The sequence below is a fragment of the Comamonas aquatica genome, assembly GCF_018064205.1.
Classification (GTDB): domain Bacteria; phylum Pseudomonadota; class Gammaproteobacteria; order Burkholderiales; family Burkholderiaceae_C; genus Comamonas; species Comamonas aquatica.
Genome location: NZ_CP072916.1, coordinates 349,265 through 363,052, shown reverse-complemented (window position 1 = coordinate 363,052; position 13,788 = coordinate 349,265). Strand labels below are relative to the sequence as shown.

At 66.0% G+C, this 13,788-nt stretch carries 12 protein-coding genes; all 12 read right to left on the bottom strand.

Going from position 1 to position 13,788, the window contains the following annotated elements; translation table 11 throughout:
* Nucleotides 1–23: 23 nt before the first annotated feature.
* The gene (rsmH, locus tag KAQ61_RS01670) at nucleotides 24–950 is read right to left on the bottom strand and encodes a 16S rRNA (cytosine(1402)-N(4))-methyltransferase RsmH (protein ID WP_210930295.1); all 927 of its coding nucleotides are present in this window, start codon (nucleotides 948–950) and stop codon (nucleotides 24–26) included.
* Nucleotides 951–962: 12 nt separating this feature from the next.
* The gene (gene mraZ / locus KAQ61_RS01665) at nucleotides 963–1,391 is read right to left on the bottom strand and encodes a division/cell wall cluster transcriptional repressor MraZ (protein WP_042411458.1); all 429 of its coding nucleotides are present in this window, start codon (nucleotides 1,389–1,391) and stop codon (nucleotides 963–965) included.
* Nucleotides 1,392–1,710: 319 nt separating this feature from the next.
* On the bottom strand, nucleotides 1,711–3,030 hold the full coding sequence (gene hslU / locus KAQ61_RS01660) for an ATP-dependent protease ATPase subunit HslU (protein WP_210930294.1): 1,320 nt from the start codon (nucleotides 3,028–3,030) through the stop codon (nucleotides 1,711–1,713).
* Between the two features lie 122 nt (nucleotides 3,031–3,152).
* Nucleotides 3,153–3,698 carry an ATP-dependent protease subunit HslV gene (hslV, locus tag KAQ61_RS01655; RefSeq protein WP_042411461.1) on the bottom strand — a complete coding sequence of 182 codons (546 nt, stop codon included), beginning with the start codon at nucleotides 3,696–3,698 and terminating at the stop codon, nucleotides 3,153–3,155.
* Nucleotides 3,699–3,767: 69 nt separating this feature from the next.
* The gene (locus KAQ61_RS01650; protein ID WP_210930293.1) at nucleotides 3,768–5,456 is read right to left on the bottom strand and encodes an STAS domain-containing protein; all 1,689 of its coding nucleotides are present in this window, start codon (nucleotides 5,454–5,456) and stop codon (nucleotides 3,768–3,770) included.
* Between the two features lie 42 nt (nucleotides 5,457–5,498).
* Nucleotides 5,499–6,173: an RNA polymerase-binding protein DksA gene (dksA, locus tag KAQ61_RS01645; RefSeq protein ID WP_406539789.1), complete on the bottom strand. Its 675-nt coding sequence runs from the start codon at nucleotides 6,171–6,173 to the stop codon at nucleotides 5,499–5,501.
* Between the two features lie 228 nt (nucleotides 6,174–6,401).
* Nucleotides 6,402–7,514: a CobW family GTP-binding protein gene (locus tag KAQ61_RS01640; RefSeq protein ID WP_210930292.1), complete on the bottom strand. Its 1,113-nt coding sequence runs from the start codon at nucleotides 7,512–7,514 to the stop codon at nucleotides 6,402–6,404.
* A 219-nt stretch (nucleotides 7,515–7,733) separates the two neighbouring features.
* Nucleotides 7,734–10,136 carry an EAL domain-containing protein gene (locus KAQ61_RS01635; RefSeq protein WP_210930291.1) on the bottom strand — a complete coding sequence of 801 codons (2,403 nt, stop codon included), beginning with the start codon at nucleotides 10,134–10,136 and terminating at the stop codon, nucleotides 7,734–7,736.
* Between the two features lie 181 nt (nucleotides 10,137–10,317).
* Complete coding sequence (locus tag KAQ61_RS01630) at nucleotides 10,318–11,253, bottom strand: tyrosine recombinase XerC (RefSeq protein ID WP_210930290.1); 936 nt, start codon at nucleotides 11,251–11,253, stop codon at nucleotides 10,318–10,320.
* A gap of 8 nt (nucleotides 11,254–11,261) precedes the next feature.
* Nucleotides 11,262–11,966: a DUF484 family protein gene (locus KAQ61_RS01625; protein WP_210930289.1), complete on the bottom strand. Its 705-nt coding sequence runs from the start codon at nucleotides 11,964–11,966 to the stop codon at nucleotides 11,262–11,264.
* Nucleotides 11,963–12,841 (bottom strand): diaminopimelate epimerase, encoded by an 879-nt coding sequence (gene dapF, locus KAQ61_RS01620; RefSeq protein WP_154163828.1) that lies wholly within the window; start codon nucleotides 12,839–12,841, stop codon nucleotides 11,963–11,965. The genes KAQ61_RS01625 and dapF overlap by 4 nt, the downstream gene beginning before the upstream one ends.
* Nucleotides 12,842–13,042: 201 nt before the next feature.
* Entirely contained in the window at nucleotides 13,043–13,633 is a 591-nt protein-coding gene (locus KAQ61_RS01615; RefSeq protein ID WP_045267360.1) for a BPSL1445 family SYLF domain-containing lipoprotein, read from the bottom strand.
* Nucleotides 13,634–13,788 lie beyond the last annotated feature (155 nt).

The window sequence follows — 13,788 nt, the reverse complement described above, 5'->3', positions numbered from 1 at the left end:
GCTGGGCCACTGTGGGCGGGTGGTCATGCAGGCACCTCGGTGCGTTCGGCCACGCGCATCACCGCGCTGCGCGAGCGCGGATTGGCGTCCACCTCGGCCTTGCCAGGCTTGATGCGCTCCAGCGCCTTCAGGTGCATGGGCTTGGGTGCGGCAAACGGGGTGCGGCGGTCGTAGACCTCTTTGGCGTGCTCGGCAATGAACTGCTTGACGATGCGGTCTTCCAGGGAATGGAAGCTGATCACCGCCAGGCGGCCACCCGGCTTGAGCACACGCAGACTGGCCTGCAGCGCTTCTTCGAGCTCCACCAGTTCGGCATTGATAAAAATCCGCAGGGCCTGGAACGTGCGCGTGGCGGGGTTCTGTCCATCACGGCTTTTCACAATCTTGCCCACCAGATTCGACAGCTCCGTGGTGGTCTGCAGTGGGCCATGCGCTTCACGGTGCGCCACGATGGCCTTGGCAATCGGGAACGCCATGCGCTCCTCCCCATAGTCACGGATCACATCGGTGATCTGCTGCACCTCGGCGTCGGCCAGCCACTCGGCCACACTCTGGCCGCGCGTGGTGTCCATGCGCATGTCCAACGGCCCCTCAAAGCGGAAGCTGAAGCCGCGGTCGGCCTGGTCGATCTGGGGCGAGCTCACACCCAGGTCCATCAGGATGCCATCGGCACTCGCCGGCGGCAGTTCGCCGATGTGGCGAAACCCTTCGTGGCGGATAGAAAAACGGGCGTCTTCGATACGCCCGGCTTCTGCAATCGCCAATGGGTCCTTGTCGAAGGCTATCAGCCGCCCCTGCGGGCTCAGCCGGGAGAGAATCAATCGCGAATGGCCGCCACGGCCAAAGGTTCCGTCCACATACGTGCCATCGGCCGCGGACGGATCACCGCCCAACAAGGCATCGACGGCCTCGTGGAGCAAAACTGTGATGTGTTGGAGGGGCTGGTTCAACGCTCGCCCTTTTCAGAAAGCAAAGTCTTGGAATACATCGGGCATGGGCGCCTGCATGGCTTGCGCCTCATGGGCTTCATAAGTGGCTTTATCCCAAAGCTCGAAGTGATTGCCCATGCCGAGCAGGATCACCTCTCTCTCAAGACCGACCGCCTGGCGCAGCTCTGGCGAGACCAGCACACGCCCGGTGCCGTCCATGTCCACATCCATGGCGTTGCCCAGGAAGATGCGCTTCCACCACTGGGCCGACATCGGCAACTGGCCGATGCGGTCGCGGAACAGCAGCCACTCGGGGCGGGGAAACAGCATCAGACAGCCATGGGGGTGCTTGGTGATGGTGAGCTGGCCTTGGGCCTGCGTGACCAGGGCGTCACGATGCCGGGTCGGCACTGAAAGCCGCCCCTTCGCATCGAGAGTCAGCGAAGACGCCCCTTGAAACACGATGGATCACCCCGTTTGCTTGGACCTTGAGCGCCCGCATGTGGGCGGTTAAGGGAATTCTCACCACTTAATTGCACTTTTTTGCACTGTAGCAGCAATTTGATCCGGCGCCACCCGGAAAAGCACATGCTTTTGCAATGAAATCAATGACTTAGAAATTGCAAACTTGTGAAAACTCGCAAAAAACCCATTGGATTCAATCACTTAGCCACTCATCAAAAAGCAGCACTCGTCCTACGCACCATTTACGTTCTTTATCAAAACAAATCCCCCCAGGCGCCATGGCAGCGCGCGGGGGGATGGGAAGGCTGTTTTTTAGTTACAGGATGTATCTGGACAGATCTTCGTCCTGGCTCAGCATCTGCAGGCGTGCATCGACGTACGCGGCATCGATGGTGACCGTCTGGCCTGCCAGCTTGACGGCATCGAAGCTGACTTCGTCCAGCAGGCGCTCCATGACCGTGGACAGGCGGCGCGCCCCGATGTTCTCGGTGCGCTCGTTGACCGTGAAGGCCGTGTGGGCCAGGCGGGTGATGCCATCGGCGGTGAAGGCCAGGGTGACGCCTTCCGTCTCCAGCAGCGCCTGGTACTGCTTGACCAGGGACGCGTGGGTCTGCGTCAGAATGGCCTCAAAGTCCTGCACCGACAGGGAATCGAGCTCGACCCGGATCGGGAAGCGCCCTTGCAGCTCGGGAATCAGGTCGCTGGGGCGCGACAGGTGGAAGGCCCCGGAGGCGATGAACAGGATGTGGTCGGTCTTGACCATGCCGTACTTGGTGGACACGGTCGTGCCCTCCACCAGGGGCAGCAGGTCGCGCTGCACGCCCTGGCGCGAAACATCGGAGCCGCTGGTTTCCTGGCGCGTGGCCACCTTGTCGATCTCGTCGATGAAGACGATGCCGTTCTGCTCCAGGTTGGCCAGCGCGCGCGACTTGGTCTCTTCCTCGTTGACCAGCTTGGCCGCTTCCTCGTCGATCAGTTGCTTGAACGCCTCCTTGATCTTGAGCTTGCGCGTCTTGCGCTTCTCCTGGCCCATCTGGCTGAACAGACCGCGCAGCTGCTCGGCCATCTCCTCCATGCCCTGGGGGCCCATGATCTCCAGCTGGGGCTTGCCCTCGGCCAGGTCGATCTCGATCTCCTTGTCGTCCAGCTGGCCTTCGCGCAGCTTCTTGCGGAAGATCTGGCGCGTGCTGCTGTCGGCGGGCGCGGTGTCGTGCGTGCGCGCCTGCGGCAGCAGCACATCGAGGATGCGTTCCTCGGCCGCATCTTCGGCGCGCATGCGCAGCTTCTTCACCTCGCCCTCGCGCGCCTGCTTGACGGCGATCTCGGCCAGGTCACGGATGATGGAGTCCACATCCTTGCCCACGTAGCCGACCTCGGTGAACTTGGTGGCTTCGACCTTGATGAAGGGCGCATCGGCCAGGCGCGCCAGGCGGCGTGCGATCTCGGTCTTGCCCACGCCCGTGGGGCCAATCATCAGGATGTTCTTGGGGGTGATTTCCTGGCGCAGGCCATCGGCGACCTGCTGGCGGCGCCAGCGGTTGCGCAGCGCGATGGCAACGGCGCGCTTGGCACCGGCCTGTCCCACGATGTGCTTGTCCAGCTCGGAGACGATTTCCTGGGGGGTCATGGAGGACATGGTCAAAATATCCATCAAATCTGGCTTTGACGCTTATGCAGCAAGCGTCAACAGCTATCAATTATTTAAATTCCACGCGCCAACGGCGTACGGCGGTGCCGTGGCCAGCCAGCGGGCCGCGCTCACAGCGTCTCGATGGTGTGGTTCATGTTGGTGTAGATGCACAGCTCGCCGGCGATTTCCAGGGACTTCTTCACGATGTGCTCGGCCGACAGCTCAGTGTTGTTCAGCAGCGCCTTGGCCGCCGAATGGGCATAGGCGCCGCCCGACCCGATCGCCACGATGCCCTGCTCGGGCTCCAGCACATCGCCGTTGCCGGTGATGATCAGCGAGGCCGTGTGATCGGCCACGGCCAGCATGGCTTCCAGCTTGCGCAGCACGCGGTCGGTGCGCCACTCCTTGGTCAGCTCGATGGCGGCACGCGTCAGGTGGCCCTGGTGCTTTTCCAGCTTGGCCTCGAAACGCTCGAACAGCGTGAAGGCGTCGGCTGTGGCGCCGGCAAACCCGGCCAGCACTTTGCCGTGGTAGAGCTTGCGCACCTTGCGCGCCGTGCCCTTGACCACGATGTGGCCCAGGGTGACCTGGCCGTCGCCGCCGATCGCGACCTGGATGCCTTCGGGCGTCTGCCGACGCACGCTGATGATGGTGGTGCCGTGATACTGTTCCATAGCAATTGCAGATGGGGCCGGCACGCGGCTTTGCAAGCGCGCCGCTGCCACTTTTTACACATCCGCCGATCAGGTGGCGACGGCCTGTACGGTGGCGTGCTCGTGGATGCCAATAATGTGGAAGAACTCCGCCACCAGCTGGTGCAGCTGTGTGAATCGCAGCTCATGGCCGTGGTTCTGCATCTCGGCCGCCCAGTTCAGCACGCTGCCAGCGGCCACAAAGTCCAGGCGGATGAGGTTGGCGCAGGAAATCTCCAGCACCTGCCCGCGGCGCGCCTGGGCACCCAAGACATCCAGCCAGGGCTGGGCATCGCCTTCGATCACACCGGCCAGGCCCTGCCCCACCGGCATCGCCCCAGGGGCTGCGCCTTCCTGCGGCACCACCACCCCCGCCTGCACCGACTGCAGGGAGGCCTCGTGCAGCACCGAGACATCGGCCTCGCCCTCTTCCTGCACGATGCAGTGGCACGCCGGCTCCACCCAGGACGGTGGCGACACCTCGTAGGTCACGCAATAGTCCAGCGCCACCTGCTCGTAGGCCTCCATGCGGTGCACCAGGCGCAGCACCGCCATGCGCAGCAGCCACCAGGCTGCCGGACGGTGCGACTCGCCCACGGGGGTCTGTTGCTCCAGCAATTGCAGCAACTTGCCGGCATCGGACAGCACGAACTGGCCCTCGCTGTCGGCCCAGGCCGTGCACAGCCGGGTCAGCGGCAGCAGCGCGGCGTCGTCGATGGCCACCAGCCGCAGCCAGGACATGCACCAGGGCTGGGGCGCATCCTCTTGGGACGCGCGCAGGGCCGTGACCGCGCCCACGGTCAGCAGCGCAGGGCTGGACCACAGGAACTGGCGCTTGCCGGGGTCCTTGCGCACCGCCCCCGCCAGGGCCGTCTGGCCCAGCCGGGCCGGCAGGGAGGACCACAGCGGCGCCGAACGGCCAAAGTGCTCGGCATAGTCGATCGCCAGGGGCTCGAAGGTGTCCTCGTCCCCGGTGGCGCGGCACCAGTCGAGCATGGCATGCCACAGCCGGCACACCTTGTCCTCGTCCCGGGGCGTGGCACTGAGTGACTGCACCAGTTGCTCCAGCAAGCGGGTGCGGGCGCCTTCCAGGTCGCCATGGGCAAAGAGGATGGCGGCTTCTTCCAGGTCCGGATGGGGCTGGAACGCCCGCACCACGGGTGGGGGCACCACCACGGGGGCAGCGACCGCTGCTGCCACAACCACGGGGGCCGCGCTGGGTATGGCCGGTGGTTCGGTCGGGACGGTGGCCGCCACCTCCACGCTGGGGGCGGCCGGTTGCACCACACTGTCTTCGCCCAGCACCGGCAGGCGGCTCCAGCTGCGGGCCGGGCCACGCCGGCCGGCGGCATGCGGGGCCGCGGCCGCACCGGCCGCGGGCGGCTGGCGCCACCACTGGCCGGACATCTGGGCCTCGATCTCGTCGATTTTCTGCAGGGTGGCCGTGCTGCGCGTCTCCTGGCCCAGCAGCGAGGACAGGACCTCGGCCTCGCGCTCGGCCCCAGCCTCGTGCACCTGGCCGATGGCCTGGTTGCGCTGGCGCAACTGCCGCAGCTGGGCAAACTCCTGCTGGCGGATGGCGTCGTTGCGGCGCTTGCGCGCCATGACCTCCTGCAGCGCCTCACGGGCCGTCAGACTGTCGGGGTCGGGCGGAGCGTCAGCCTCCGTGGCGGAGGTTCCGCGCACGATGTGCATGACCTTACGAAAGAAACCGCCGGATTTGCCGCTGTCTGGTTGCATGGTGCTGCGCATGAAAAACCGTGCACTGGGCACGGTCCTGAATCAATCTCCGAACATCTTCTGCTTGAGTTCGCGCCGCTGTTGCGCTTCGAGCGACAGCGTGGCGGTCGGGCGGGCCAGCAGGCGGGGAACGCCGATCGGCTCGCCGGTCTCATCGCAGTAACCATAGTCGCCAGCGTCGATCCGGGCAATGGCCTGTTCGATCTTTTTGAGCAGCTTGCGCTCACGGTCGCGTGTGCGCAACTCCAGGGCGTGCTCTTCCTCGATCGTGGCGCGGTCGGCGGGATCGGGGACGACCACGGTGTCTTCACGCAGGTTTTCTGCGGTTTCACCGGCGTTCTGGTGCATGTCCTGCTTCAGCTTGACCAGCTTGGCACGGAAATAGGCCAGCTGCACATCGTTCATGTACTCGTCATCGGACATGGCCACGATTTCAGCGTCGGTCAGTTCTTCGAGAGACTTGGTCTTCCAGTTGTTGGCGAGCTTGGGGTCGCGCTTGGTCACGATGGAAGTGGGCGCAGAAGTAGTCGTTGGCATGGTCTTGTTGGAAGCGGCCTTGGTGACTGCAGCAGGGGCTGCTGCAGTGGCCTTGGTTGGTTCATGGGTCACAGTGCGGGATGGGCTGCCCGCGGCGGTCTTGGCAGCAGCGGTGCTGGACTTGGCGGCCGTTTTCTTGGCCGCCGGCTTGTCCTTCTGCTCAGCGGTGGTGGCAGCCACTTTGGTGGTGGCTTTTTTCTTGCTCGTCTCGACTGCTGTCACTTCCTGTCTCCTCACAGTACTGGCACGGCCCCGTTGACGCCCCCTCGTGGCTGGAAGCTCCCGGGTTCTTCATTAGGGGCGCGATTGTATCGGTCAGATACTGCCATGCCCCTAAAGTTGCACATAACGCACAGACTTGTCTGGTTTAGCCCTGCCCTGCGCAGTGCGATGAGGACCCGCGCGGGCCTAGACCAGGCACTGATCCAGGCCTTGGCGCAGGATGTCTTGCGGCAGGTCAATGCCGATGAAGACCATCTTGCTCTGTCGTTTTTCATCCGCGGCCCACTCGGGGCCCAGGTCGCTACCCATCAGCTGGTGCACGCCCTGGAAGATCACCTTGCGGGTGGTGCCGCTCATGTGCAACACGCCTTTATAGCGCAGCATCTTGGGGCCGTAGATGTTCACGATGGCGCCCAGGAAGTCCTCCAGCTTGGCGGGATCGAAGGCCTTGTCCGCACGGTAGACGAAGCTCTTCACATCGTCGTCGTGGTGATGGTGGTGCGGGTGGTGGCAGTGCTCGCCATGCGCATGGTCGTGGCCGCAGTCAGGGCCGTGGCCATGGTGGTCGTGCGCATGTCCGTGCTCACAGTGGCCATGGTCGTGGTCGCAATCGCTGTGGTCGTGCGCATGGTCGTGGTCGTCTTCCTTGAGGAAGTCGGGGTCGATGTCCAGCTTGGCGTTCAGGTTGAAGCCGCGCAGGTCAAACACCTCATTCAGCGCCACATCGCCAAAGTGCACGGCCTTGATGGGCGCGCGGGGGTTCATGTGCTTGAGGCGGTGGATCAGCGCCTCCTTGTCGTCCTCGGTCACCAGGTCGGTCTTGGACAGGAAGATCTGGTCGGCAAAGCCCACCTGGCGGCGCGCCTCCTGGCGGTCGTCGAGCTGCTGGTTGGCGTGCTTGGCATCGACCAGGGTCAGGATGGAGTCGATCAGGTAGGTTTCGGCGATCTCGTCGTCCATGAAGAAGGTCTGGGCCACGGGGCCGGGATCGGCCAGGCCGGTGGTCTCGATCACGATGCGGTCAAAGTCCACCAGGCCCTGGCGGCGCTTGGCGGCCAGCAGCTGCAGCGCTTCGCGCAGGTCTTCGCGGATGGTGCAGCAGATGCAGCCGTTGCTCATCTGCAGGATCTGTTCCTTGGATTCGGTGCGCAGGATGTCGGTGTCGATGTTTTCCTCGCCGAACTCGTTTTCGATCACGGCGATCTTCATGCCATGCGACTCGCTGAGCACGCGCTTGAGCAGCGTGGTTTTGCCCGAACCCAAAAAACCGGTGAGGATGCTGACGGGAATGAGTGCCATGGAAATACAACCTTGTCGCAATGCGCGCGCAACCGCGGCTGCGCTGCGCGGAAAGAGAAATCAAACCAGGGTGCCCAGACAGGGTGCCGGGCGCCGGAGGCGGAAAGTGTAGCCATGCCGCGAAGCACGTGGCGCCACCAGGGGCGTGTGCATTCTGAAGGTTTTTGGCAGTAAACCCAGGCACAGCCAGCGCTATCAGCTATGAATATTCATAGATCTTCACGCCGCCACCCGGTTTTCCAGCAGGCTGGCCATGGACGCCAGGTTCAAATCCCCCACCAGCACGCCGGTGAAGCGCCCCTGCGGCCCGTGGATGGGCACGGCAATCGTCAGGCAGAAGTCCTCGGTGGCGCTGGACAGGTAGATGGGCGAGACAAAGGGCTGGCCGCTGTCGCGCACATGCACGAAGTAGGACTGGCTGCCGCGCTGGGCGCCGGCACCGCCGCCGCGGATGCGGCCGTACATGGCCGGGTTGATCCAGTTGGCGCAGATCTGCTGGCCGTCGGCGTCCAGCTCGAACAGCACCTCGAAGAAGGGGTAGGCCTTGAACACATGGTCCAGCGCATGCGCATCCAGCCCGCGCGGCTCCTGCAGCAGGCGCTGCAGGATGTCCAGCACCTGCACTTCCCAGCCAGACATGCTGGGGCTGCTGCTCTCGGGCTGGACCACCCGGGGGTGGGCCGCCTCCACCACGATGACGTTGCCACCCGAGGTCTTGCCCACCTTCTTGAGCTTGGCGGCGCGCGCCGAGGCCTCCACGCTGTCCTGGGGCATGCCGGTGCTGCCGTTGACGCAGGACACGGACATGCTGGCCACCGGGTGGGCCTCGCCGTCCTCGGTGACGAAATAGCCGCGCTGCAGGTCCTCGGTGTCGTACAGGTGCCGCGCCAGGGCATGGAACTGCGCCATGGCGCGCTGCAGCTGCGGGATCAGCAGGGCCACGGGGCGGTCGAACAGCACGATGAAGTCATCGCCGCCGATGTGGCCCAGGATGCAGTCCGGGCTGCTGGCGAACACGTGGCGCAGGATTTCGGCCAGCGTGCGGATCATGGCATCGCCGCGCACAAAACCATAGCGGTCGTTGAAGGCCTTGAAATGGTCCAGGTCGATGTAGACCAGCTCCAGCATGCCGTGCTTGCGCGCAATCCGCATGTCGATGGCCTGGCGCAGCGTGGGCCCGGTCGGCAGCTGCGACAGCGGGTGCAGGCTGGCGCCGTGCTCCTGGCGCGCCAGCAGGTGGGAGACCAGCATCATCGGCTCCAGCGTGCCGATGTAGCAGCCGCGCTCATCGACCACGGCCCAGGGGGCGGCGTCCATGCGCTCCAGGTACAGGCGGCGGGACAGGGCCGTCAGCCCGATGTTGTAGGGCAGCATGCGCTGCAGCGGCTGCGCACCCTGGGCCACGGTGCGCAGGCCGGGCGACAGCGCCCTACCCCGGTGCAGGACGCCCACCGGATGCCCGGAATCGGTCAGCATGCACCAAGGCAGGTCGGGCGTGTCGCGAAACGCCTGGCGCACCAGCGTCAGCGGGGTCTGGATGTCGAAGGACGGCGGGGTCTCGATCACGTCGGTGATGGAAAACCGGTCCAGCCGCGCCATGGCGACCGTTTTGTCGGCCGTGGGCAGGGCCAGACTGCCCCGCAACGGTGCATAGGCCGGCTTGGCAAACAGAAAGCCCTGGACCAGATGGATGCCCAGCGAGCGGCAGAAGGCCACGTCCTCCTGGCGCTCCAGGCCCTCGGCGACCACGATGGAGCCCAGGCGCTCGGCCATGGAGACCAGGGCCTCCAGCAGCACCGAGCGCACCCGGCTGCCGCGCGCCTGGTGCACCAGGCCCCGGTCCACCTTGATGAAGTCCGAACGCACCATGGCCAGCACCGACAGGCAGTTGAAGCCGGCGCCCATGTCGTCCAGCGCAATCCGCAGCCCCTGGGAGCGCAGCGCGTCGCAGCGCTGGGCCAGGCCAGCGGGGTCGACCTGCTCGCTCTCGACCACCTCGATCACCACCTCGTGGTGCGGTATATCCAGGTCGTGCAGCCACTGCAGGAACTGGCTGGCCCAGGCCGGCTGCAGCAGGGTGGACGGCAGCACGTTCAGGAACAGGATGGCGCCGGGCTCCAGGTCGGCCACCTTGCGCTGCAGCGCCTTGTACTGCAGCGCCACGTCCAGCGCGTCGAGCCGGCCCAGGTGGCGCGCCAGGGTGAAGGTCTCGTAGCCCGACAGCAGCTCGCCCTGGGGTGTGCGCAGCCGGCACAGGGCCTCGTGGGCATAGATGCGCCCGCCGTCGGCCAGATCGATGATGGGCTGGAAGTGCACCTCCACGTACTTGTCCATGCCCGCCTGCAGCCAGGGGTAACGCAGCCGCGTCAGCAGCACCATGAAGGGCACGGCGTTGTCCAGCAGCAGGGCCGGCGACTGCTGGTCCGCCACGCGCACCACCGCCACCAGGGTCAGGGCCAGCACCTCGGCCTCGGTCTCCTGCGCCAGCTGGTCCATCACGCCCTGCAGCGCATCCGGGTGCGGCAGGCGGAACACCCAGACATTGCGCCCCATGCGCATGCCGTGCAGTCGGGCCCAGACCCGGGGAATGTGGTGACCTTCGTATTTCAGGAGCAGTTCCATGACGCCATGCCGCAGATTTGTATAAATCTGTAAAAAGCAAAATTTGCACCACCTGCCGCTGAAGAAAATGTGAGCACACTGCGCTGATGGCGATGGATGATCCAGCGCAAAAGCACCTGAAAGTCATGAAAAATAAGCGCTGACAGCTCCTGTTCAAGGAGCATCCACCGCCCGCTCAGGGCTATTTCTTGCGTGCCCGCGGGTGGGCCTGCTCATAGGCCTGGGCCAGGTGCTGGAAGTCCAGCCGCGTATAGACCTGCGTGGTGGTGATGTTGGCGTGGCCCAGCAACTCCTGCACGGCGCGCAGGTCGCCGCTGGACTGCAGCACATGGCTGGCAAACGAATGGCGCAGCACGTGCGGGTGCACGGCGGCCGCCAGCCCGGCCTGCTGGCTGCGCTGGCGCAGGCGCAGCCAGATGGTCTGCGGCGTGATGCGCGCGCCGCGCACGCCCAGGAACAGGGCCGGCGCACTCCAGCCGGCCGCAAAACGCGTGGGACGGATCGCCAGCCAGCGCTGCACGGCGGCACGCGCCGGCGCCCCCACGGGCACGCTGCGGCGCTTGCCGCCCTTGCCGGTCACATGCACCAGGCCGGCCTGCAGGTCCAGCCAGCCCAGGCCGTCACCGGCCTGCACATCCAGGTTCGCCAGCTCGCTGACGCGCAGGCCGCTGCTGTACAGCAGCTCGGTCATGGCCGCGTCGCGCGCTTCTTCCCAGGGGTCGGCTTCCGGGTTGCGGTAGTCCGCCAGCTGCACGGCGGCGTCCACCCCCAGCGCCTTGGGCAGGGGCTTGGGCGTTTTCGGCGCGCGGATGCCCTCGACGGGGTTGCGCTCCACCCAGCCCTGCCAGGCCGCCCAGCGGAAAAAGCCGCGCCAGCACGACAGCCACAGCGCAATGCTGCGGCCATGCCGGCCCTTGGCGTGCAGGCTGGCCACGAAGCGGCGGATGTGCTGGGGCTGCAGCGCCAGCACCGCGGGCCCGGCCTCGGCCGCCAGGGCCTGCAGCTGCTGCAGGCCTTCGGTGTACAGGGCCACGGTGCGCGGGGCCAGCCGCCGCTCGCTGGCCACATGCTGCAGGTAGGCCTGCAGCTGCGGCGCGAGCGCGGCGGTGTCGGCCATGCGGGGACTCAGTTGCCCGTAGGCATGACGCGCAGGCGCCCCAGGGCGGCGCTGGCCTGTTCGGCGATGCGCGAGAGGAATTCCGTGCCCATGGTGGCATCGAAGCGCAGCGGATCGGTCGAGCCCAGCACCAGCAGGCCGAAGGCGGGCGACTGGCTGTCGTTGGGGCCTTCGCGCAGCGTCAGCAGCGCCAGGGACTGCACCGCGTCGGGCTTGGGCAGCCAGGCGGTGGGCTCAAAGCCCAGGTTGGGGCCGCAGAACGGCATGGTCAGCGAGGTGGCGAAGGCCTTGGCGTCCTCGCTGACGCCCATGGTGAACATCGAGCCCAGGTAGGGACCGGCCACGCCCCAGACGCGGATGCCCACCTGGGGCACGTCGAACTCCTTCTGGATGCCTTCGGCGATCGCGTGCGGCAGCTGGCGCACGTCGGACACCGCCGCCAGGGCACAGCTCCAGCGGTGGATCTTGTGCGCGATGGCCGAGTTCTCGCTGCTGTTGCGCACCATTTCCATGATGCGCTGCTCCAGCCCTTTGATCTTGTCGCGCAGCATCTCCGCCTGGCGCTCCTGCAGGCTCACGGCACGCTGGCCATGACCGCTGCTGAGCTGCACGCTGGTCAGCATTTCGGCATGGCGCTCAAAAAACTCGGGGTGCTGCAGCAAATAGTCGGCAATGCTGGCTTCATTCATGGCGGGTGTATCGATGCTGTTCATAGTTCGTCAGGAAGATGGATCTGGCCTTCAAACACGGTGGTGGCGGGGCCGGTCATCAGCACGGCATCCTGCGCGCCGCCGGCCCATTCGATGGTCAGCAGGCCGCCGCGAGTATGCACGTCCACGCGGTGATCCAGTTCACCCAGAAGGATACCGGCAACCACCGCCGCACACGCCCCGGTGCCGCAGGCCAGCGTCTCGCCGGCCCCACGCTCGAACACGCGCAGCTTGACCGCCGTGCGCGACAGCACCTGCATGAAGCCGGCGTTGACACGCTGCGGAAAACGCACATGGGTTTCGACCTGCGGGCCGACCGTGGCCACCGGGGCGGTGTCCACGTCCGGCACCAGCTGCACGGCGTGGGGGTTGCCCATGGACACAGCCACCACCTGCACCTGGGACACCGGGGCCGGTGCCTGCAGGGCCAGCGGCCACACCAGGGCCTGGCCCTGGCGCTGCTCGGGCAGCCCGCTGGCGTCGAACGGCACACGCGCCGGCTCCAGCACGGGCGCGCCCATGTTGACCGTGACGCGGCCATCGGCGGCCAGCGCCGGCGCGATCACACCAGCCAGGGTCTGCACCCGGATCACGGTCTTGGGGGTCAGGCCCTTGTCGTGCACGAAACGCGCAAAGCAGCGGGCACCGTTGCCGCATTGCTCCACCTCGCCGCCATCGGCGTTGTGGATCACATATTCAAAGTCCACCCCTTCGGTGGGCGCGGGGCGCACGGTCAGGATCTGGTCGGCCCCAACGCCGAAATGGCGGTCCGCCAGGAAGCGGTAATGGGCCGGCGTCAGCCCCAGGCGCCCCTGGGTTTCGTCGAGCACGACAAAGTCGTTGCCAGCGCCTTGCATTTTGGTGAAGCGGATGTGCATAGCAGTGCAGCGGTTGAGCAATGGTTTCAGCGCGGTCCGCGCGCACCCCGCCCACGGGGGACGCACTGGACCCAAACCCCGGCATCCTACCCCCCAAAACCCGGCCCTGCAGGCACCCTGCCAGACAAAGCACGGCCCGCCCCCCGGTTCGGCATAAAAAAAGACCGGCAAGGCCGGTCTTGGGGGTGCCGCACGGGGCGCTTACATGCTGATCTTGCTGATCTTGCTGCCGTTGACGGACACGCCAGCTTCCAGCCCGGTGTTGTTCAGCACGTAGCTGCTGACCGGCGCGTTGGCCGTGGTGGTGTCGATGCCGCCATTGGCGCCGGCCTTGCCCACGGCCACATTGGCGTCAGCCCCGACGGACCAGCCATCGCTGCTCAAGAATTTGTTGTAGGCATCCTGGGCGCTGAACACATAGATGACGGCCTTGGACTGGCCCCCCGCCTGCCAGCCGATCGAGGCCGCCGTGGTGCTGTAGTAGCCGCGCGTGGTGCCGTTGGAGCGCAGCACGCACTTGCCGTGCTCAGCACCGATCACAAAGCTGCCGCCGATCACGGCCGGGCACACCAGCACGCCGCGCGACTTGGCCACCAGCTCACGGGTGCCAGGCATGGCGCTGTACAGGCGGTTGAGCGCCGCCGTGGCCTGGGACTCCAGCTCAGCACGGCTGGAGGGCGCTGCCCCCTTGCCCTGGGTGTTGCCCGTGGTCGTACAGCCCACCATCGCCACGGCCGCCGCCGCCATGCCGGAAGCCAGCACCAGGGAACGCACAGAAAAAGACTTTTGCATAGGAAACCCCTCGACAGTGAAAACGTTGTGGAAACCTGCCCATCCCCCTTGTGGTATCCGTCTGGCCGACGTCCCGGGTGGTGGGCGGTGACAAGCATCGTAGGCGCTGCGCCACCGGCTGGCACGCACCCTGTCCAGTTCCCGCCGCTGGCCTA

Bases quoted from the DNA above. Each gene is read 5' to 3' on its own strand.
- hslU (WP_210930294.1), bottom strand. From the start codon at position 3,030: ATGTCCTCCATGACCCCCCAGGAAATCGTCTCCGAGCTGGACAAGCAC.
- hslV (WP_042411461.1), bottom strand. From the start codon at position 3,698: ATGGAACAGTATCACGGCACCACCATCATCAGCGTGCGTCGGCAGACG.
- KAQ61_RS01650 (WP_210930293.1), bottom strand. From the start codon at position 5,456: ATGCAACCAGACAGCGGCAAATCCGGCGGTTTCTTTCGTAAGGTCATG.
- KAQ61_RS01640 (WP_210930292.1), bottom strand. From the start codon at position 7,514: ATGGCACTCATTCCCGTCAGCATCCTCACCGGTTTTTTGGGTTCGGGC.
- KAQ61_RS01635 (WP_210930291.1), bottom strand. From the start codon at position 10,136: ATGGAACTGCTCCTGAAATACGAAGGTCACCACATTCCCCGGGTCTGG.
- KAQ61_RS01630 (WP_210930290.1), bottom strand. From the start codon at position 11,253: ATGGCCGACACCGCCGCGCTCGCGCCGCAGCTGCAGGCCTACCTGCAG.
- KAQ61_RS01625 (WP_210930289.1), bottom strand. From the start codon at position 11,966: ATGAACAGCATCGATACACCCGCCATGAATGAAGCCAGCATTGCCGAC.
- dapF (WP_154163828.1), bottom strand. From the start codon at position 12,841: ATGCACATCCGCTTCACCAAAATGCAAGGCGCTGGCAACGACTTTGTC.
- KAQ61_RS01615 (WP_045267360.1), bottom strand. From the start codon at position 13,633: ATGCAAAAGTCTTTTTCTGTGCGTTCCCTGGTGCTGGCTTCCGGCATG.